The sequence below is a fragment of the Pontibacter sp. LHS1 genome (assembly GCF_058932855.1).
The window spans coordinates 33,934-52,171 of the sequence record NZ_JBZYWF010000002.1; the positions used below are offsets into that span (position 1 = coordinate 33,934).

An 18,238-nucleotide genomic window follows, 5' to 3' on the forward strand; every position below is an offset into this window, starting at 1 on the left:
ATCGAAAACAAAGTAAGTAGAAAATGAGTTAATACGACAGTTAGAAGCACTTTAATGCATTCCCTCCGCTGTATTAGCCTGCTTCTGCGCCTCCCGCATACCCCAGATGCCTATGACCACAATAACTGCTTCCATCAACCAGACCACACGCGAACGATTTAGCCAGATCCGGGCTCAGACTGAAAAAATTTGCGCTCCGCTCGAACCAGAGGACACCGTGGTGCAACCGATGGTGGATGTGAGTCCCCCCAAGTGGCACATGGCCCATTCGACCTGGTTTTTTGAGCAGTTTGTGTTAGGGCCACACCTCAAAAACTACAAGGTGTTTCATCCAAACTATGCCTTTTTGTTCAACTCCTACTATAATACTGTAGGCAACCGGGTGCAGCGGGCAGAGCGAAGCACGCTTACACGACCGCCTTTGCGCGATGTTTACGCTTACCGGCGCCATGTAAATGAACACATGAGTGAATTGCTGGAGACTACAAGTGATGAAAAGCTGGAAGAACTGCTGCCTGTACTGGAGTTGGGCCTGCAACATGAGCAGCAACACCAGGAGCTCCTCCTCACAGATATAAAGTACATCCTCAGTACCAACCCGCTTTTGCCGGCCTACCACTCAGCAGGATCAACTTCACAAGCTGCTTATCCGGGAGAGGCGACATTTCTGGAAGTGCCCGGTGGCATCTACCGCATCGGTTTTCAGGGAGAGGGCTTCAGTTTCGACAACGAGCTGGGCGTGCACGAGGTGCTACTCTCCGACTTTGAGGTCTTGAACCGGCTGGTGACCAACAAAGAGTACCTGGAGTTTATGCAGGATGGCGGGTATAGCGATTTTCGTTTATGGCTGGATGAGGGCCTTGCCATGGTGCGGAGTAATAAGCTCAAAGCCCCATTATACTGGCTGGAGCAGGACGGGGACTGGTATCAGTTTACCATGCACGGGCTGGAAAAGCTGGACTTGCACAAGCCTGTCAGCCACATCAGTTTTTATGAAGCGCAGGCATATGCCACCTGGGCCGGCAAGCGTCTTTTAACAGAATTCGAATGGGAGGCGGCTTCGCAGGTATACCCACCTGTTGGAGGCAACTTTCAGGAGTCGGGCATGTATGAACCCAGGGCGGCAACCTCAGGAACAGGTATGCAGCAGCTTTATGGTGATGCCTGGGAATGGACCTACAGTGCCTATCACCCCTACCCTGGATTTTCTACAGCACCCGGTGCGCTGGGTGAGTACAATGGGAAGTTTATGGTCAACCAGATGGTGTTGCGGGGTGGTTCCTGTGCTACGCCTGAGCGCCATATCAGAACCACTTACCGTAATTTTTTTCATCCTGACAAACGCTGGCAATTCTCCGGAATAAGGCTGGCTCTTTAATAATATGCTTTTACAAACACCCCCTAATACATTGATTGACCTCTCACGCAAGACGGATGGTAGCCAGGACAGAGCGCAATTTGCCAAAGACGTGGCGGAAGGGTTAAGCCAGAACCCAAAGCGGATGTCTTCCCGCTACTTCTATGATGCCAGCGGAAGCAGGCTTTTTCAGCAGATCATGGCCCTGCCTGAGTACTACCTGACACGGGCCGAGTACAGCCTGATGCAGCAGCACCGGTCGGCCATGGTCAGTGCTTTCGCAGCTGACGGCTTTTTTCACCTGGTAGACCTGGGTGCGGGTGATGCGATGAAAACCAAGCTGCTGTTGCAGGAACTGGTAAAGCAGGAGAAGCCCTTCGACTACGTGCCTATGGATATCTCGGGATCTGCGATGCTGGAACTGGGCAAGGGCCTGCAGCAAGAGTACCCTGAGTTGCACGTGCAGGCAGTAGTGGCAGAGTATATCACAGGCCTGAAGTGGCTTGAGCAGCACTTGAATGAACGGAAGGTAGTCCTCTTTCTGGGCTCGAATATTGGTAACTTTGAGCGTGAAGAGGGGCAGGATTTTATCAGCCAGATCAGGCAGCACCTGCAGCCGGGGGATCTTTTTATGCTGGGTGTCGACTTACGCAAAGACCCGGGGACTATTCTGGCAGCCTACAACGATGCCGGCGGTATAACCGCAGCCTTTAATATGAACCTGCTGGAGCGCATCAACAGGGAACTAGGGGGTAATTTTGACCTGAATGGCTTCAAACACTTTGCGCTGTACGATCCGCAGTTGGGGGTTATGAAAAGCTTTCTGGTAAGCCAACGCGACCAGGAGGTATACCTGGAAGCTACCCGGGAGCGTTATATTTTTACTGCCTGGGAGGCGATCCATACGGAGAATTCACATAAGTATACGCTGCCGCAGGCTACTGAAATGGGTCAACTGGCCGGATTCGAATTCGTCACTTCCTTCCTGGATGAACAAGGCGGCTTTGCGGATATGCTTTTTAGAGCTGTTTAATCACGTTGTTATACCCAATTCACCAACCCATGAATACAAAAAAGATCATCCTGACAGCTGCGCTTGTGCTGCTCCCAATACCGGCAAAGGCAATCCTGACGAAACTCCGCAGCTTCAGAAAAGCCAGCTGACCAAATCAAAATAAAGCACTATTGCCATCATGAGGTGCAGGGCAAGGGAAAAAAAGCTAATTTTGCAGTCCTTTTCCCGAAGCCCTTATGAGATCAGAAGAATACAAAGAGCACTTCCGTAAAAATTTCCTGCTGGCATACCCTGTGGTGCTAAGTCAGTTGGGGCACATTATGGTGAGTGTGTTCGACAGCCTGATGGTGGGGCAGATCGGCACTATACCCCTGGCGGCGGCATCACTGGGAAACAGTATCTTCACGATTACGCTGGTATTCGGCCTGGGAGTTTCCTACAGCATCACACCATTGATTGCCGCGGCGGACGGCCGTCGAAACTACACCCGTATTTCCCTGCTCCTGCTCAATGGTTTATTCTCGAATCTGCTGCTTGGAGTTATCCTGTTCATAGCTGGTTATTTTCTTTCTCCCTACATCACCTGGCTCCAGCAACCGGATGAGGTAGTCCGGCAGGCCATTCCTTATATCAATATCCTGTTCCTGTCGATGGTGCCGCTGATGGTGTTTCAGGCCTTCCGCCAGTTTGCCGAAGGGCTTTCGCTCACCAAGCAGGCCATGTATATCTCGATACTAGCCAATGGACTTAACATTGTGCTCAACTACATCCTCATATTTGGTAAATTAGGTTTTGAGCCAATGGGACTGGTAGGCGCAGGCTGGGCAACCCTGATCTCGCGCATTATCATGGCCATGATGATGGGAGGATATGTGCTCTACGCCAAACGATTTGCCGCATTCCACCGATTCCTGACCTTCCGGCACCTGTCCTTTGTGCACATGTACCACATTTTCCGCCTGGGACTCCCGATCTCCGGACAAATGGTGTTTGAAATGGGTGCTTTCAGTTTCTCGGCAATTATGATCGGCTGGCTGGGTGCGCGTGAACTGGCCGCACACCAGATCGCCATTAACGTGGCTTCCGTTACTTACATGATGGCCAGCGGCATCGCGGCGGCGGCGACCATACGGGTAGGCAACCAGAAAGGGCTCCGAAACTACAGGTCCATGCAGGTGGCCGGTATCAGTAGCTTTGTCATGGGCACCCTGTTCATGATGGGCAGCGGACTTCTTATGATTGCTGGCAAAAATTTCATACCTTCCCTGTATATAGACGATCCGGTGGTGATCGAGATAGCCGCAACCCTGCTGATTATTGCTGCACTTTTCCAGATTTCGGATGGTGTGCAGGTGGTGGGGCTCGGTGCCCTGCGAGGTTTGGAAGATGTGCGGATACCGAGCCTTATTTCCCTGATTGCTTATTGGGTAATTGGTCTGCCGGTTGGTTACGTGCTTTGCTTTAAACTGGACTTCGGTGTGAATGGCGTCTGGACTGGTCTGTTAGTAGGTTTATCTGTTGCTGCTATATTACTATTCTGGCGCTTTAAAATGCTAAGCAGTAGGCTTAGTAAATAAAATAATGCAATAGTGGCACCTATTTAAAGGAGTCAGTGTTGCCCCGATAGAGACTTTTTAAACTTTTAGCCGATGTTTATTATCACTCTACTCCTTAGCCTGTTGGTAGGCCTGCTTATGCCGTACCCTACCCCAGCCGGTTCGCCGGCCTCTGTTATTTATGTTCCGAATCCGGCAAGTGCCAGTGTATCAAATAATGAGCACCTGGCCTGGTCTGCTACCCGGAAGCTAAACTGGGAAGATTTCAGGGGAACACCAGAGTCCAATAACCCACATCATGCCCTGACCGCTGCCAACCTGGCCGTGGACGCCCGTTGCAAAGACAATAAGTTTTATTACGAGGTGAAGTGCGTGTTCCTTCCTGGAGAATCCTGGACCAAGAACAAACAGTCTGATAAGCTGTTGGCACACGAGCAACTGCATTTCGATCTGACGGAAGTACATGCCCGCATGCTGCGCAAAGAACTGAAGGAACTGGGGGTCTCCTGCGGTAACCTGAAGACAAACCTTAACGCAACAGTAGGCAACGCATTCAAGGCCTGGAAAGCAGAGCAGGATCAGTTCGACAAGCTGTCACGCCATGGTCTGGATGCACAGGTGCAACAGGAATGGTCAGAGCGGATTACACAGCGCCTGCAGGAGTTAGACGCCTGGAAGTAATAGCTACCGATACTTAATATCATCTATACCCATAATACAAAGGCCCTGCTGTACGAAAGGTATAGCAGGGCCTTTGTATTATGGGTATAAAGTCAGTTTACTCCGCCGGACCAAGGTCTTTGATGGCTGGTCCGGTAATAACTCTCCCAAACGGATCGAAACGGGAGCCATGGCATGGGCAGTCCCAGGAGCTTTCCACCTCGTTCCAATGCACGACACAGCCCATGTGGGTGCAGACCGCGGAGCACTGATGCCGCACGCCGTCCTGGTCGCAATACACGGCTACTTTTTTCATGCCATTGCGCATGATCTTACCCGTACCCGGCAATACCTCCGACGGATCCTCTACCTCACCGGGCGTCACATAGTCTTTGAACTGAGCGGCCACATTAATATTTTCCTTCAAAAACTCCCCTACCGACTTGGTACTCTTGCGGCTTGGGTCGTACAGCTTCTCCCATGGATTCGGCCTAGCCTGTATCAGGTCCGTGATCAGCATGCCGGCAATCGTACCGTGTGTCATACCATGGCCCGAGTCACCAGTGGCGATGTACACATTATCGCTGTCCCCCGGATTGCGGCCAATGAAAGCAAGGCCATCCACTGGCTCAAACACCTGGCCAGACCAGCGGTACACCACTTCTGTAACCATCGGGAAGTGTTTGCGGGTCCAGCGCTCCAGTGAGTTAAATCGCTGACTCAGATGGTCTGCCTGTCCTGTCTTGTGATCTTCGCCTCCTACGATCAGCAGATCTAAATCTTCTCCATCCTCTCCGCCAGCTTTGCCTTTGAGCAACCGAACATAGTGATAAGGGTCTTCCATGTCCCAGTACAAAGCATCAGGCACCTCGCCCTGGCGCACCGCAAGACCGATGGCGTAGGTACGGTACGGCGCCTGTTTCGTGTGCATCGTCACCTTGTCGTTAATCGGCGTGTTCGTCGTCACGACGAGGTGGTTCGCTGCAACAGCATGTCCGTCGTTGGAGACAACGGTTACCACCGGACCGGTATCAAATCGCTCCACCTTGGTTTTGGTAAAGATGCGGCCGCCAGCATTGATAAAGGCATTTGCCAGGGCAGACAAATATTTCAGTACATGAAAGTGCGCCTGATTCGGGTATTGCAGACAAGGGTACTCGGTGAGGGTGCTCAGCGGGCTGTGCTTACGCAGCACGACATCCAGCCAGCCTATTTTCTGGACCGCCTCCAACTCCTTCATCAGGTCATCCTGCTGCTGGTTGTCGGTGGCAAAGAGGTAGCCGTCTACCCGTGCAAAATCGCAGTCTATTTTTTCATCTTTAATAATTTCTTCGATCTTATCAATCGCCTTTCCATGGCTTTGAGCAGCCAAGCGGGCACCGTCCTCTCCAAAAAGCCGGATAAGTTCGTCGAATCGCTCATCAAGTGCGTTGGAAAGGTGAGCCGTCGTGCGGCTGGTTTCTCCCCCGCCTATCTCTTTGGCCTCCAGCAGCACCACGTCACGCCCTTCTTTGGCCAGCAGGTAGGCCGTCGTAACGCCTGCTATACCTGCGCCGACAACACATACATCACATCTTATGTTGTCGACGAGGGGGTTGGTAACAGGCATCGATATGTTCTCCACCCACACGGGTAAACTAGCTCCGGATTCTCTTTTCATAGTTTTAAGGTTTTGCAATAGCTTTAACAGGCTTATACTTTTAGCTCTTTTAACAGTAAGAAAGCCAGTTGCATAGGATACGCGGGTATAGGCCTAATGTTACCGTGGCGCACAGCTCCAGGCGTAACAGGCCATTTTTTAAAGCAAAATCTGTAACTTGGGTGGGAAAAACAGACAGCAACATGCATACACCCGCACAGGCCATGCCGACCATTTCATGGCAACATTTTGAACAAACAGATATCCGGGTAGGCACCATTGTGGAGGCCACAGAGTTTCCGGAAGCCCGCAAGCCTGCCTATAAACTCCTGATTGACCTGGGTCCGTTAGGCATGAAAAGATCAAGCGCCCAGATCACAAAGCACTATACCTTAACTGAACTGCCTGGGAAACAGGTCCTGTGTGTGACCAACCTGGGTAACAAGCAGATCGGTAAATACATGTCGGAGGTATTGGTGACAGGCTTTTCAGACGAGAACGGGGATATCGTGCTGGCGCAACCGGCCGGACCAGTACCAAACGGAAGTAAACTGATTTAAATTAATAAGCCTCCTGCATCCCCTCCAGTATGGGTCTGGGTCTGCGGCCAGGCTCAGCTCCTGTTGTATCAATAGAGCGGAGCCTGGCTTCCCGTACGCTCAGGGTGTCCAGGATGATTTCGTAGAGGCGGTCCATCTGCCCGAGGTTGTTCAGATAGTAGCGGTAGGTTTTCCTGAAGTCTTCTTCCTCTACCCCGTGCTGCGCCAGGATCTGCTTTTGTTCTTTGTTGAAGACCATCAGGGCGGTGTCCGGGTACAGGACATGGTTTTCGATGCGGGCTTCGGCAATATGCACGTCGGCCAGGATCTGCACCATCTTCTGCTCAGGCAGCAGGTCAGCAGGTCGCTTTTCGCTGCTCTGGCCACAGCCAGTCAGCACGACAAAGGAAAGTAGGTATAAAATTCGTTTCACGAATGTAATATTACGGGAATATGTCCTAATTTTAAAATCTGAGGCAAAGCCCCTACCCTTATGAAGGAACTTGTTCAAAAGCTGCGCAAGTACGAGATACGCATACGCAAAGCCATCAACACCCAGATGCAGGGTGACTTCCACTCTGTTTTTAAAGGAACAGGCCTGGAGTTTGATGACGTGCGCGCTTACCAGTACGGCGACGATGTGCGCTCGATCGACTGGCACGTATCGGCCAAGGGGCATGGCACCTTCGTGAAAACCTACCGGGAGGAAAAAGAGCAGTCGGTGTTTCTGATGCTGGACGTAAGCGCCTCCCAGACCGTGGGTACCGGCCGTCAGCACAAACTGGATGTTGGCAAAGAGATCTGTGGGGTGCTTGCCCTTGCCGCCGCCCGCCAGCAAAGCCAGATCGGCATCATTTGCTTCAGTGATCAAAAAGAGAAATACATCAAGCCCGCCAAAGGTATAGAACAGGCATATACCTTGATCAAGGCGCTACACGAGCTGAATCCCAAATCAGTTAAAACCAATCTGGCAGCCGGCATCAAGCTTACACTCGATATCGTAAAGCGCCGCAGCATTATCCTGCTTATCTCCGATTTCATTGATGTAAACTATGAGAAGGAACTGGCCATGCTGGCAAAGCGGCATGACCTGATCGTGATACAGTTGCTCGACCTGCGTGAGCGCAATATGCCAAGCTTGGGCATTGTGCCGGTGGTCGATAAGGAGACGGGCAAGACAATCTGGCTCAATACCTCAGGCGCAGAATTCAAAGAGCATTATTTTGCCCAGTACAAACAGAACCAGGACAGGGTGATCCGGATTTGCCAGAAGTACCAGGCCAATTATCTGGCCATACAGGCCAATGAAGACTATGTGATGCAGTTGGTGAACCTATTCCGCCTCCGTAACCGAACATCCAAGAAAAGTGCGTAACTCCCTGCTTATACTCTTTTGTTTGCTTACCCTAAGTACCCAGGCACAGCAGTTGCTGCCACCGGCTGGCAGCTTCAGCAAGGACTCCGTGCATATCGGGGAGCTCGTGCGCTATACCCTGGTGCACCGGCACCCGGCGGCTCAGGAAGTCATCCTGCCAGACTCCAGTTATAATTTTGCACCCTTCGAGTTGGTGCGGCAGGAGTTCTACCCGACCACTACACGCGCAGGCATCAGCACGGACAGCACCGTGTATACCTTGCGCACTTTTGATACCTCACCTGTTCAGTCGCTTGAGTTGCCGGCCATTGTGCTACGGGGTGCTGACACGTTGCAGGTAGTATCGCCAAGGCAGTCGGTGGTATTGCGGCAGCTGGTGCAGGAGGTATCCACGCCGCTGCAGCTGCGCACTCAGACCACCCTGGCACAGGTCGAGGAACGGTTCGACTGGCCTGTGCTGGTACTTTGGATCGTCACCATTGCAGCATTCATTACACTGGTATGGCTGGTGTTCGGGCAAACGATCAAAACAAAATACCAGCTCTACCGACTTCGCAAAGACCACCTGTATTTCAACTCCAGGTATAACTCCCACGTCGACCGCTTCGTGAAAACGGGTGTGCCATCGAGTATGGAGAAAGCGGTGGCCCTTTGGAAAAACTACCTGACTAAACTGGAGCGAAGCGCCATCAACTCGTTCACGACAAAAGAAATTGTGGAGTATTACAACGACGACGAACAGGTGAACGTGGCGCTACGCCTGTGCGACAAAGCCATTTACGGCAACGTAACGGCCGAACCGGACCAGGAAACAAACCAGGCCCTGGGCATGCTGCGACGCTTTGCCAGAAGCCGTTATAAAACACATCGCGAAATAACAGGAAATGCCAGGAATAACCGATGACATGCTGGACTGGCTCAGCCTGGAATGGTTTAGCCTGAGCACGATGCGCTCTTTTGACTGGGTATACCCACTGGTGCTGTATGCCCTGCCGGTGGTACCCCTCCTCTTCCTGATCAAGGGCCTGCTCCGTTTTAAGTCACGCAGCAAGCTGGATATGGCCATGTTTGAAGGCACAGTACGCTGGCAGTGGTCGAGTCTGTTGCGCTTTATACCTGATGTGGTTTACATGCTGTTTGTGATGCTGGTGCTACTGGCCCTGGCCCGACCGCAGCGTATAAATGAGCAGGTAGAGCAAACCGCCGAAGGTATAGACATCGTGCTGGTGCTGGACGTTTCAGGATCCATGGAACTACAGGACATCAAGCCAAGCAGACTCGAAGCTGCCAAAGACGTTGCCATTAACTTCATTGACGGTCGCGTAGCCGATCGCATCGGGGTGGTGGTATTTGCCGGCGACGCCTACTCCCTGGCTCCACTCACCACCGATTACGAACTATTACGCGAAAGCATCCGCTCCATCGAAAACGGTATGATCCCGAATGATGGCACGGCCATCGGTAGTGCCTTGGCGGTGGCCATCAACCGGATGCGTGATTCCAATGCCAAGAGTAAGGTAGCCATCCTGATCAGTGACGGAGAAAACACAGCCGGTAGCCTCGACCCCACCATGGCTGCCCGTCTGGCTTACGCGCACCAGATCAAGGTATACACCATAGGTATAGGGAAAGACGGGCTTGTGCCCTACGACGTGGATGCCAATGGCAAAACCTTGTTAGTAGAAACGCAGTTAGACGAAAAAAGCCTGCGTGAAATCTCTGAAACCGGTGAAGGACGATTTTTCAGAGCTGATTCCCGTGACGGGTTGCAGGAGGTATTTCAGAACATCGACCAGTTCGAGAAGACGGAGGTCCGGGAGAAGCGCTTCCGCGACACGTACGACTACTACCAGGTATACCTAAAGTGGGCCTTGCTGCTGCTTGTTGGCTGGATGACGCTTAAGAATACCTTTATGACCAATGTGCTGGAAGATTAAAGGAGTTTAAGAGTTTTGGAGTTGAGGAGTTCGGGTTTAGAGTATCAGAGAGTATAGTTTTGAGCAGGCTTTCTGCCATACCTTTAATTAGCTTCAGCTCCCAGGTATAGCTGCTGCTGGCCAACAGCTATACCTGACTTATACAAGTACGATATTGATATTGAACACACCACATAAAACTATGTCTGCAATTGCTGATAACATTCGCTTTTTTGATGAGAAACTGCGTGACACGCCCTGCCGTCTGGTAGCTGTATCTAAGACGCATCCGCCCGAAATGATTATGGAAGCTTATAACGCTGGCCACCGCATTTTTGGTGAGAACAAGGTACAGGAGCTGCTGGAGAAGCGGGATCAATTGCCGCACGACATCGCCTGGCACCTCATCGGACACCTGCAGACAAATAAGGTGAAGCAGATCGCCCAGTTCATCGACACCATCCAGTCCGTGGACAGCCTCAAACTACTGGTAGAAATCAATAAAAGAGCAGAGCAGTTTAACCGCACCCTACCTGTCAACTGCATGCTGCAGTTCGACATCGCCGATGAAGAAACCAAGTATGGCATGACCTATGAGGAGGCAGTAGCCCTGCTGCAAAGCGAAGAGTACCGCAACATGCACTTTATCCGTATCACAGGAGTAATGGGCATCGCCACCAATACAGATGACCAGGAAAAACTCCGGGGTGAATTCCGGACGCTGCGGGGATACTTTGAGAAACTGAAAGAAACGTTCTTTATTGCCAATGATGACTTCAGAGAAATCTCGATGGGCATGACCTCGGATTGGGAACTCGCTTTGGCTGAGGGCAGTACCTTCATACGCGTCGGCAGCGGCATATTCGGAGCACGGAATTACAACAAATAATCATACCTTAGACGATCTTTTCACGCTAAACCATCCATCACCATGCAAGAGAATACCAACGAAAACATGGAAGCCAATTACAGAAAATTCATCCAGCGCATCGTTGAGACAGAGAGCGTTTGGGGCCTGACACACGACGATACCTGGGCTACTTCCAGTTCTGCTGAGTACGAAGATGCAGAGGTGATCCTGTTCTGGTCCAATGCGGAAGGCGCCAAATCCTGTGCCGAAGACGACTGGTCGGATTACAAGCCAGAGTCTATTACATTGGTAGAGTTTCTGGAGAACTGGTGCGTAGGTATGTATGGCGACCAATTGCTGCTCGGCCCTGATTGGGATGCTACTCTGATTGGCCGTGAAATGGAACCGCTGGTGGTGGCGCTGGACGTGGTACAGGAGCTGAAGCACAAAGGCAAAACCATTGAGTTCACCCAATATGATAGCCAGGACGAATTTGAAGAGCAGGTGATCGAAGCGCTGGAAGGCGAAGACGAATAAGTAGCAGTTGAAATAGGCTGAAGGCAGGTAAAAGAATTAATGATTTGTTAACGGCTAAAAGGTATAGCCATACCTGCCCATGCGCTTTTTTTGCTGAAAAGAACTCCGCATGCACAAAAACCTGCTTTTTGCCTCCTTTCTATACCTGATAAGCTCCTGCACCATGCCTGCACAACAAGGCGCTATACCTGACACAACTGCCCGGCACTTGCCTGCTTTTGACCTGCAAGGTCACCGGGGCGCCCGCGGACTAATGCCTGAAAATACCATTCCGGCCATGATCCGGGCGCTCGACCTGGGCGTGACCACCCTGGAATTGGACACGCACATCACCAAAGACAAGCAGGTGGTGCTCTCCCACGACCCCTACATCAACTCAGAGCATGACCTCCTGCCCGACGGCAGTGAAATACCTGCAGCCGACAAGCGCAGGTATGTGCTTTACCAGATGGACTATGCTACCATTAAAACATTCGATGCGGGTACTAAATTCTATGACAAGTTTCCGCAGCAGGAGAAGCTCCCTGCCTACAAACCCCTCCTCTCCGACCTGATCGACTCGGTGCAAACCTACCTGCAGCAAAAAGACCGGCCACAGGTATACTATAACATCGAAACCAAATCGAAGCCCAGCGGCGACGGAAAGCTGCATCCCGCTCCTGAGGAATTTGTGGAACTGCTGATGGGCGTGATCGAGGAAGCAGGTATAGCAGAGTGGGTAATCATACAGTCCTTTGATGTGCGTACGCTGCAGGTGCTGCGACAAAGCTATCCGCACATCAAGACTTCGCTGTTGGTTGAAAACGTGAAAGGGTTGAACAAGAATCTCGAAGCCCTGGGATTTATACCTGACATCTACAGTCCCTACTACAAGCTGGTGACGCCAAAGCTGATCAAAGATTGCCAAGCAAAAGGCATGAAGGTAATTCCCTGGACCATTAACGAGCTGCAGGAGATGCAGCGGTTAAAACAGATGGGTGTAGACGGTCTGATATCAGATTACCCGAACCTGTACCGGGAATTATGAATTGGTTGATTTATGTCGGAAATTAGCACCCGATTAAACCAAACTATCTTCTACTGTGACTCAAAAAGCCATACTCCTAATAGCCAGTGCCTTTGGCGCACTTAGTGTGATGATCGGAGCCTTCGGAGCGCATGCCCTGGCTCCCATGCTGCGCGCCACCAACCGTGTCGAGACTTTTGAAACGGCCGTGAAATACCAGATGTACCATACCCTGGCCCTGCTGGCGGTGGGCCTGCTGCTCTTCAAAATAGAGCACCCTGCCCTGCAGATTGCCGCCTGGGCATTCCTGATCGGCATTATCATCTTCTCAGGCTCCCTCTATACCTTGACGATGACGGGTATTACATGGCTGGGCGCTATTACGCCAATTGGCGGTACCGCCCTGATAGTTGGTTGGGCCGCTTTGTTTTATGCCATTCTCAAAGCATTATAACGTATAGGAAGTTTTTTTAAACAGAAAGGCTCCCGGCAGATAACCGGGAGCCTTTCTGTTTAAAAAGAGTATAGCTGCTTACTGCGCTTTCGCGGAAGACGCAGGCTTTTCTTTGATATTGGCTACGATGTAAACATAGGTTGGCTCACCTGTGTTGGAATGGATCGTAATAGCTTTCTTCTGCTGTCCCATTCGACCGGCGCTGTTATACTTTGCCTTCACAAAACCAGTCTTACCTGGCATCACAGCCTCTTTGGTCCAGGCAGGTGATGTACAACCGCAGGTTACATCCACACGGTCAATGATTACCGGCTGTGTACCTGTGTTGGTGAAAGTGAAGGTATGTTCCACCACATCGCCTTGCGCGATATCACCGAAGTTGTGCTCGGTGGACTCAAACGTTATGGCAGGACCGGATTTGGCCTGTGCCTGCGGAGCGGCAGTTTGCTTTGCAGGACCTTGCTGCGCTACGGCACCACCGGCTACCAGTGCTGCCATTGCAAAAGAAAGGATTAATTTTTTCATAAGTATAAAGGGTTTAGCTAATGCTGTTACGATTCGTCCGTTGTTAAGTTCTAACGTTTTGGTGAACCTTCCAAATATATCAGTCAACCAATAGTTGCTTGCTAAAGTTCAGCAAGTAAAGCTCTTCTGACGAACGGGTGAGGGCCGTGTAAAGCCAGCGGGCAAACTCCTCGTTCACCATTTCGTCTTTCAGAAATCCCTGGTCCACGAACACCGCTTTCCACTGGCCGCCCTGCGCCTTGTGGCAGGTCAGGGCATAGGCAAACTTCACCTGCAGCGCATTCAGGTAAGGGTTTTGCTTCATCTCTTTGGAGCGCTCCCGCTTGTTTTTAATGTCCAGGTAGTCCTGCAGCACCGCATCGTAGAGCTTCTTGTTCTGGTCGGCTGGCAGTGCTGGTGCATCGGTATAGAGGGTGTCGAGCATGATCTTCACCTCCAGCTCTTCCTCCTCCGGGTAATCGACAAAGCGCACCCGAACATCGGCAAACCGGAGGTCGTACATGTCCTCGTAGCGGATGATCTTGGTGATCTCCACAAAGTCACCGTTCGCCATAAAACCGATGTTAGACTCCTTAGGCAACCAGAAATAGTTGTTACGCACGATCATCAGGAAGTCCCCCACCCCGATCTCATCCTCTGAGAAGAAAATCTGCCGCCGGATGTGCTGGTTGTATAAGTTGGCAGACTTGTTGGAGCGGCAGATCACGATGGAGTTCTCGATACCGAATTTATCATAAGCGTAGCGCAGACCGTCTTCCAGCTTTTCACCTGTCATGCGGTAAATATCGCGCCAGCCTTTGGTGTGCAGTTTGATATCAGGCTTGTCACTCTGCAGTTGGTTCCGCAGCTGCGTGGCGTTCATGAGTATACCGGAGGCCTCCGCCTGTCGCATTACCTGGCGCAACTCCAATTCGTGCACCTGGCAGCGGAAATTGTGCTTCAGATAATCCGCATTTAAGGCCGGACTCAGCGTCTGGTTCACCGGAGGCAACTGGGCCGTATCGCCGATCAGCAGCAGCTTGTTGCTCTTGTTCTCAAACACGTAGCCGAGTAGGTCCTGCAGCAGACCGTTCTGCCCAAAGCCGCTGTCATCCGAGATCATCGAAGACTCATCCACGATGTAAAAAGTCTTGTCCGATTTGTTTGGCATGCGGGTAAAAGACAATCCCTCGGAGTAAGGATTAGCTGTCTGCCGGTAAATCTTTTTGTGGATGGTAAACGCTTTGCGGCCACTGTACGAAGCCATCACCTTGGCGGCACGACCAGTTGGAGCCAGCAGCACATATTTATACCCAAAGGTGCGAAGTATCTTCACCAGCGACGTCACGACCGTGGTCTTACCTGTACCGGCATAGCCTTTGAGCAGAAATACCGATTTCTCGGCTTCTGAGTCCATTATAAATTCATCAAGCTTGGCAAAGAGCCGCGCCTGGTCCTGGGTAGGCTCAAACGGAAAACTTGTTCTAAGTGCCTCTACTGGACGCATCATTTAACTCCTCAACTCTTCTGGTGCAATGTTGGCCATGGAGGCACTGGCTTTGGCGATCAGAAGGGGCTCCTGCGCACCTTTTATCACATATACCTCTGCCTCACAAATTTAAGTTTGCGCCCCTGCTTCAGCACGTAGCCTTTGGCCAGCAGCTTGTCACCCACACCCGGGTGGAAGTAAGACACCTTGATCTCCGCTGTTACCACATGGTGGCCCTTCGGCACCAGACTTACGGCGGCAAAACCCGCCACAATGTCGGCCAGGGTAGCGATCACCCCACCATGCGCGAATCCTTTGTGCTGCTTGTGCTTCTGCTCCAGCACCAATTCACCTTCTACTCTGCCTACTTCTATTTTGGTCACTTCAAAGCCCATGAGCTTCATAAACTCCTGGCGCTCCAGCTTTTCTTTTATATCTGCCCGGAAATCGGGGTTATAGGTCTGAATCATTTTGTAAATTTACCACCTATACCCCGCTATCGCAAACATGAACACACTAAACCCCAATGCCGCCGCCTATGCCGGTAAAGTAAGGCTGCGCGTGTGCGGCATTTGCCTGCAGGACGACAAGCTTCTGCTCGTGCGCCATCAACCAACACTCAACAATGAAGCTTTCTGGGCTCCGCCTGGCGGTGGGCTGCAATATGGCGAGACTGTAGAGGCCTGTCTGGTGCGTGAAGTGCTGGAAGAAACCGGATTGCAGACGAAAGTAAAGCGTTTCCTTTTCGTAAATGAATTCCTCGAGGAGCCGCTTCAGGCTGTTGAGCTGTTTTTTGAACTGGAACTGACAGGCGGTGAACTGGTAAAAGGTATAGATCCGGAAGCGAGTCCCGAGCAGCAGCTGATTGAAGAGGTGGCCTTTCTAAGTCTGGACGAGATCCGGCAGATTCCATTGGCTGATAAACACCATGTGCTGCATTACCTGTTTTCACTGGATGATCTGTTCGGGATGCCACATCGCTTCGTACAAGCATGATCATTTTACTATATTTTTAGTATACTTGCATAGCACAATATAGTATTACCTGGAGCTCATATACCTTGAACACCATCAACACGCACTTTCGGCTGTCTTACCAGATACAGGATGAGGCTTTTAAGCTTTCGCAGGCTGGCAATTGTAACCTGTACATTGCCATCAGCTCCAAAGCCATGCGCCTGGCCGTTGCCGATGTGGAGCGTAACAAGTTTGTCGCGCTGGAAGATTATGAGCTCATCACGGTATTCACGCCGCTTCAGATAGCAGAGCAGCTGCGCCTGATTGCCGACCAAAGTCCTATCCTGCAGGAGCAGCGCTGGCTGGATGTCCGCATCAGCGTGAGCAATCAGTTCTTCACCCTTGTACCGGAAACATTGTTTGACCCGGCTCACCAGGAAGACTACCTGCGCCTGCACAGCAACCTCGACCCACAGCAGCATGTCATTCTTTACAACCGCACCTTCGGGCTGGATGCTGTTAATATCTTTGCTATCGATGGGGTGATTTACAGGATGGCCCAAAGCGTTTTCCCGGAGCGTACGGTTCAGTTTACCCACCAGACCAGCTCCCTGATCAAGAGTGTGCTGCACCAGACCGACCGTAATGCAGGCCGCTTCATGCACCTGTTTGTGGAGCGGAATTATGTCACCGTGCTGGTAGTAGATGAAAACGGGCTGCAGTTCTGTAACGTATTCCATTACCTGAGCCCGGAAGACTTCATCTATTTCGTCATCTTTGTGATGCAGGAACAGAAGATGAATCCCGAGCAGGAAACGATCACCGCCTGGGGCGATATCACCCCTGACTCAAGCCTGTTCAACATGCTCAAAAAATACATCCGGCAGGTACGCTTCGGCAAACGCCCTGCTGATGTAGGCTACAGCTACAAATTCGACGACCTGTTTGATCACCGCTACTTTGAACTCTTCAGCCTGCACTTCTGTGAGTAGTTTGATTGATTGTTAATTGCTGATTGCTAATTGTTAATTGCTAAATTCAATTAAAATCAGCATGATTCTTCAAGAAAACGTTAGGTATAGGCTCAGAACCCCGTTTCAGTATTAAAAAAACTCCACAGATCGATTGTCAATTAACAATTTCCTCCATTCACTCAGTCACTAATTCACTCATTCAAGATTAAACATGAAAAGAGTCGCCATTTTCCCAGGTTCGTTTGACCCCTTTACCAATGGCCACCTGGATGTGGTGCTGCGTGGTTCTAAAATGTTTGATGAGATTATCATTGCCATCGGCAACAACAGCAGCAAGCAGCGCTACATACCGGTAGACAAAATGGTGGATATTATCGGAGAGGTTTTTAAAGATAAGCCCAATATTACGGCTCGTTCCTATAAAGGGCTTACAGCAGAATTTGCCCGTGAAGTAGGGGCTACTTTTTTGCTACGCGGACTGCGCAACACAACCGACTTCGAATATGAAAACACGATAGCCCAGGCCAACCGTCACATCAACAAAGACCTGGAGACCGTGTTCCTGATCACATCACCAGCTTTGGCGGCCATCAGCTCCACGATCATCCGCGAAATTCACCGCTTTGGTGGTAATGTAGATGAGTTTATACCTTTCCAGATTTCAGCGATTGGAGATATTCCCGCACAATAAAGGCAATGGAGGTGTAGGCTTTGGGTAGCACTTCCATGGCCTCTTCGGGTGTCATCCAGCGCACTTCCTCAATAAACTCTTCCGCCTGTGGCTTCATCAGGCTGTCATCGGTACATTCCATCAGGTACCAGCTCGTCTTCTTGAGGATCTTCTTGCCTTTATAGGCATAGGAATGCCAGGTTTTAGGGAGTTTGCTTAAAACCTCTACCGAGATATTACACTCCTCCTCCACTTCGCGCACAGCACCGTCCTGCGTCTTCTCGCCCTTGTTCAGTTTGCCTTTAGGAAGATCCCACACGCCCAGGCGGTAGATCATCAGGATCTTTCCGTCTTTCAGCACCAGTCCGCCTCCGGCTTTCACGATCTTGAACTGATCTTTGAGGTGCTCGATCAACTGCTTTTTCTTGTTGGCGACCAATGTCAGGGAGTTCAGCTTTTTCAGCTTTTTCACCTCCATAAGCCGAACAATACGATCTATTAACTGCGGGTCGGCCCGTTTGATGAGCACATCCCCTACCAGATCTTTGGAGGTGAAGTGGTTGTCGGCATCGAGCACCAGGTCATAGTGATGACGGTATACCTTCTCGTTTGATTTCTTGAGGATAAGCGGAATATCGTTAATAAAAACGTTCATAGGGTAAGGTGCTCGTGTATCAGGCTTGAAATTTACACAAATCAATTAATATTTCGCTGTAAAGAAAATACAGGTCGGTAAAAAG

21 protein-coding genes are annotated in these 18,238 nt (G+C 50.9%); 15 read left to right on the top strand and 6 right to left on the bottom strand.

The window, feature by feature from the left end; all coding sequences use genetic code 11:
• Window positions 1-112: 112 nt before the first annotated feature.
• The 4 genes from egtB (at window position 113) to AC5FXQ_RS04515 (ending at window position 4,609) form a co-directional block, all read left to right on the top strand.
• Window positions 113-1,378, top strand: a complete 1,266-nt coding sequence (egtB, locus tag AC5FXQ_RS04500) for an ergothioneine biosynthesis protein EgtB (protein WP_493601298.1) — start codon at window positions 113-115, stop codon at window positions 1,376-1,378.
• Between the two features lie 31 nt (window positions 1,379-1,409).
• Window positions 1,410-2,390: an L-histidine N(alpha)-methyltransferase gene (egtD, locus tag AC5FXQ_RS04505; RefSeq protein ID WP_493601299.1), complete on the top strand. Its 981-nt coding sequence runs from the start codon at window positions 1,410-1,412 to the stop codon at window positions 2,388-2,390.
• A 218-nt stretch (window positions 2,391-2,608) separates the two neighbouring features.
• Complete coding sequence (locus AC5FXQ_RS04510; RefSeq protein ID WP_493601300.1) at window positions 2,609-3,949, top strand: MATE family efflux transporter; 1,341 nt, start codon at window positions 2,609-2,611, stop codon at window positions 3,947-3,949.
• Window positions 3,950-4,021: 72 nt separating this feature from the next.
• Entirely contained in the window at window positions 4,022-4,609 is a 588-nt protein-coding gene (locus tag AC5FXQ_RS04515; RefSeq protein WP_493601301.1) for a DUF922 domain-containing protein, read from the top strand.
• A 97-nt stretch (window positions 4,610-4,706) separates the two neighbouring features.
• Here AC5FXQ_RS04515 and AC5FXQ_RS04520 read toward each other — a convergent pair whose 3' ends face one another.
• Complete coding sequence (locus tag AC5FXQ_RS04520; protein WP_493601302.1) at window positions 4,707-6,248, bottom strand: FAD-dependent oxidoreductase; 1,542 nt, start codon at window positions 6,246-6,248, stop codon at window positions 4,707-4,709.
• Between the two features lie 182 nt (window positions 6,249-6,430).
• Between AC5FXQ_RS04520 and AC5FXQ_RS04525 the strand changes: the two genes are divergently transcribed.
• Window positions 6,431-6,787, top strand: coding sequence for a tRNA-binding protein (locus tag AC5FXQ_RS04525; RefSeq protein WP_493601303.1), 357 nt, complete (start codon window positions 6,431-6,433; stop codon window positions 6,785-6,787).
• A 1-nt stretch (window position 6,788) separates the two neighbouring features.
• On the opposite strand, the gene AC5FXQ_RS04530 is transcribed toward AC5FXQ_RS04525, so the two are convergent.
• Window positions 6,789-7,199, bottom strand: coding sequence for a DUF4296 domain-containing protein (locus AC5FXQ_RS04530; protein WP_493601304.1), 411 nt, complete (start codon window positions 7,197-7,199; stop codon window positions 6,789-6,791).
• Window positions 7,200-7,259: 60 nt separating this feature from the next.
• On the opposite strand from AC5FXQ_RS04530, the gene AC5FXQ_RS04535 reads away from it, so the two are divergent.
• The 7 genes from AC5FXQ_RS04535 (at window position 7,260) to AC5FXQ_RS04565 (ending at window position 12,904) form a co-directional block, all read left to right on the top strand.
• The gene (locus tag AC5FXQ_RS04535) at window positions 7,260-8,141 is read left to right on the top strand and encodes a DUF58 domain-containing protein (protein ID WP_196118053.1); all 882 of its coding nucleotides are present in this window, start codon (window positions 7,260-7,262) and stop codon (window positions 8,139-8,141) included.
• Window positions 8,142-8,163: 22 nt separating this feature from the next.
• Entirely contained in the window at window positions 8,164-9,045 is an 882-nt protein-coding gene (locus AC5FXQ_RS04540) for a hypothetical protein (RefSeq protein WP_493601305.1), read from the top strand.
• On the top strand, window positions 9,026-10,078 hold the full coding sequence (locus tag AC5FXQ_RS04545) for a vWA domain-containing protein (RefSeq protein ID WP_493601306.1): 1,053 nt from the start codon (window positions 9,026-9,028) through the stop codon (window positions 10,076-10,078). The genes AC5FXQ_RS04540 and AC5FXQ_RS04545 overlap by 20 nt, the downstream gene beginning before the upstream one ends.
• A 181-nt stretch (window positions 10,079-10,259) precedes the next feature.
• A complete protein-coding gene (locus tag AC5FXQ_RS04550) occupies window positions 10,260-10,946 on the top strand; it encodes a YggS family pyridoxal phosphate-dependent enzyme (protein WP_493601307.1) in 687 nt (228 codons plus the stop codon).
• A 42-nt stretch (window positions 10,947-10,988) separates the two neighbouring features.
• The gene (locus AC5FXQ_RS04555; protein ID WP_493601308.1) at window positions 10,989-11,444 is read left to right on the top strand and encodes a DUF2750 domain-containing protein; all 456 of its coding nucleotides are present in this window, start codon (window positions 10,989-10,991) and stop codon (window positions 11,442-11,444) included.
• Between the two features lie 109 nt (window positions 11,445-11,553).
• Window positions 11,554-12,471, top strand: a complete 918-nt coding sequence (locus AC5FXQ_RS04560; RefSeq protein ID WP_493601309.1) for a glycerophosphodiester phosphodiesterase — start codon at window positions 11,554-11,556, stop codon at window positions 12,469-12,471.
• Between the two features lie 55 nt (window positions 12,472-12,526).
• The gene (locus AC5FXQ_RS04565; protein ID WP_493601310.1) at window positions 12,527-12,904 is read left to right on the top strand and encodes a DUF423 domain-containing protein; all 378 of its coding nucleotides are present in this window, start codon (window positions 12,527-12,529) and stop codon (window positions 12,902-12,904) included.
• Between the two features lie 78 nt (window positions 12,905-12,982).
• On the opposite strand, the gene AC5FXQ_RS04570 is transcribed toward AC5FXQ_RS04565, so the two are convergent.
• The 3 genes from AC5FXQ_RS04570 to AC5FXQ_RS04580 form a co-directional block, all read right to left on the bottom strand.
• Complete coding sequence (locus AC5FXQ_RS04570) at window positions 12,983-13,429, bottom strand: DUF1573 domain-containing protein (protein ID WP_493601311.1); 447 nt, start codon at window positions 13,427-13,429, stop codon at window positions 12,983-12,985.
• A gap of 79 nt (window positions 13,430-13,508) precedes the next feature.
• Window positions 13,509-14,915 carry an ATP-dependent DNA helicase gene (locus AC5FXQ_RS04575; protein WP_493601795.1) on the bottom strand — a complete coding sequence of 469 codons (1,407 nt, stop codon included), beginning with the start codon at window positions 14,913-14,915 and terminating at the stop codon, window positions 13,509-13,511.
• An 86-nt stretch (window positions 14,916-15,001) separates the two neighbouring features.
• Window positions 15,002-15,367 carry a PaaI family thioesterase gene (locus AC5FXQ_RS04580; protein WP_493601312.1) on the bottom strand — a complete coding sequence of 122 codons (366 nt, stop codon included), beginning with the start codon at window positions 15,365-15,367 and terminating at the stop codon, window positions 15,002-15,004.
• Between the two features lie 37 nt (window positions 15,368-15,404).
• Here AC5FXQ_RS04580 and AC5FXQ_RS04585 point away from each other — a divergent pair, with 37 nt between their 5' ends.
• From AC5FXQ_RS04585 to coaD, 3 genes are all read left to right on the top strand, one after another.
• Window positions 15,405-15,893 (top strand): NUDIX domain-containing protein, encoded by a 489-nt coding sequence (locus tag AC5FXQ_RS04585; protein ID WP_493601313.1) that lies wholly within the window; start codon window positions 15,405-15,407, stop codon window positions 15,891-15,893.
• A gap of 65 nt (window positions 15,894-15,958) precedes the next feature.
• Complete coding sequence (locus AC5FXQ_RS04590; RefSeq protein WP_493601314.1) at window positions 15,959-16,846, top strand: DUF3822 family protein; 888 nt, start codon at window positions 15,959-15,961, stop codon at window positions 16,844-16,846.
• A gap of 193 nt (window positions 16,847-17,039) precedes the next feature.
• Window positions 17,040-17,519, top strand: coding sequence for a pantetheine-phosphate adenylyltransferase (coaD, locus tag AC5FXQ_RS04595; RefSeq protein ID WP_493601315.1), 480 nt, complete (start codon window positions 17,040-17,042; stop codon window positions 17,517-17,519).
• Here coaD and AC5FXQ_RS04600 read toward each other — a convergent pair.
• The gene (locus AC5FXQ_RS04600) at window positions 17,473-18,153 is read right to left on the bottom strand and encodes an NUDIX hydrolase (protein ID WP_493601316.1); all 681 of its coding nucleotides are present in this window, start codon (window positions 18,151-18,153) and stop codon (window positions 17,473-17,475) included. The genes coaD and AC5FXQ_RS04600 overlap by 47 nt on opposite strands.
• Window positions 18,154-18,238: the final 85 nt, after the last annotated feature.

What these genes read in the sequence shown, in the direction of transcription:
- egtB (WP_493601298.1), top strand. Translation starts at nt 113, where the DNA reads ATGACCACAATAACTGCTTCCATCAACCAGACCACACGCGAACGATTT.
- AC5FXQ_RS04510 (WP_493601300.1), top strand. Translation starts at nt 2,609, where the DNA reads ATGAGATCAGAAGAATACAAAGAGCACTTCCGTAAAAATTTCCTGCTG.
- AC5FXQ_RS04515 (WP_493601301.1), top strand. Translation starts at nt 4,022, where the DNA reads ATGTTTATTATCACTCTACTCCTTAGCCTGTTGGTAGGCCTGCTTATG.
- AC5FXQ_RS04520 (WP_493601302.1), bottom strand. Translation starts at nt 6,248, where the DNA reads ATGAAAAGAGAATCCGGAGCTAGTTTACCCGTGTGGGTGGAGAACATA.
- AC5FXQ_RS04525 (WP_493601303.1), top strand. Translation starts at nt 6,431, where the DNA reads ATGCATACACCCGCACAGGCCATGCCGACCATTTCATGGCAACATTTT.
- AC5FXQ_RS04535 (WP_196118053.1), top strand. Translation starts at nt 7,260, where the DNA reads ATGAAGGAACTTGTTCAAAAGCTGCGCAAGTACGAGATACGCATACGC.
- AC5FXQ_RS04545 (WP_493601306.1), top strand. Translation starts at nt 9,026, where the DNA reads ATGCCAGGAATAACCGATGACATGCTGGACTGGCTCAGCCTGGAATGG.
- AC5FXQ_RS04550 (WP_493601307.1), top strand. Translation starts at nt 10,260, where the DNA reads ATGTCTGCAATTGCTGATAACATTCGCTTTTTTGATGAGAAACTGCGT.
- AC5FXQ_RS04555 (WP_493601308.1), top strand. Translation starts at nt 10,989, where the DNA reads ATGCAAGAGAATACCAACGAAAACATGGAAGCCAATTACAGAAAATTC.
- AC5FXQ_RS04560 (WP_493601309.1), top strand. Translation starts at nt 11,554, where the DNA reads ATGCACAAAAACCTGCTTTTTGCCTCCTTTCTATACCTGATAAGCTCC.
- AC5FXQ_RS04570 (WP_493601311.1), bottom strand. Translation starts at nt 13,429, where the DNA reads ATGAAAAAATTAATCCTTTCTTTTGCAATGGCAGCACTGGTAGCCGGT.
- AC5FXQ_RS04575 (WP_493601795.1), bottom strand. Translation starts at nt 14,915, where the DNA reads ATGCGTCCAGTAGAGGCACTTAGAACAAGTTTTCCGTTTGAGCCTACC.
- AC5FXQ_RS04580 (WP_493601312.1), bottom strand. Translation starts at nt 15,367, where the DNA reads ATGATTCAGACCTATAACCCCGATTTCCGGGCAGATATAAAAGAAAAG.
- AC5FXQ_RS04585 (WP_493601313.1), top strand. Translation starts at nt 15,405, where the DNA reads ATGAACACACTAAACCCCAATGCCGCCGCCTATGCCGGTAAAGTAAGG.
- coaD (WP_493601315.1), top strand. Translation starts at nt 17,040, where the DNA reads ATGAAAAGAGTCGCCATTTTCCCAGGTTCGTTTGACCCCTTTACCAAT.
- AC5FXQ_RS04600 (WP_493601316.1), bottom strand. Translation starts at nt 18,153, where the DNA reads ATGAACGTTTTTATTAACGATATTCCGCTTATCCTCAAGAAATCAAAC.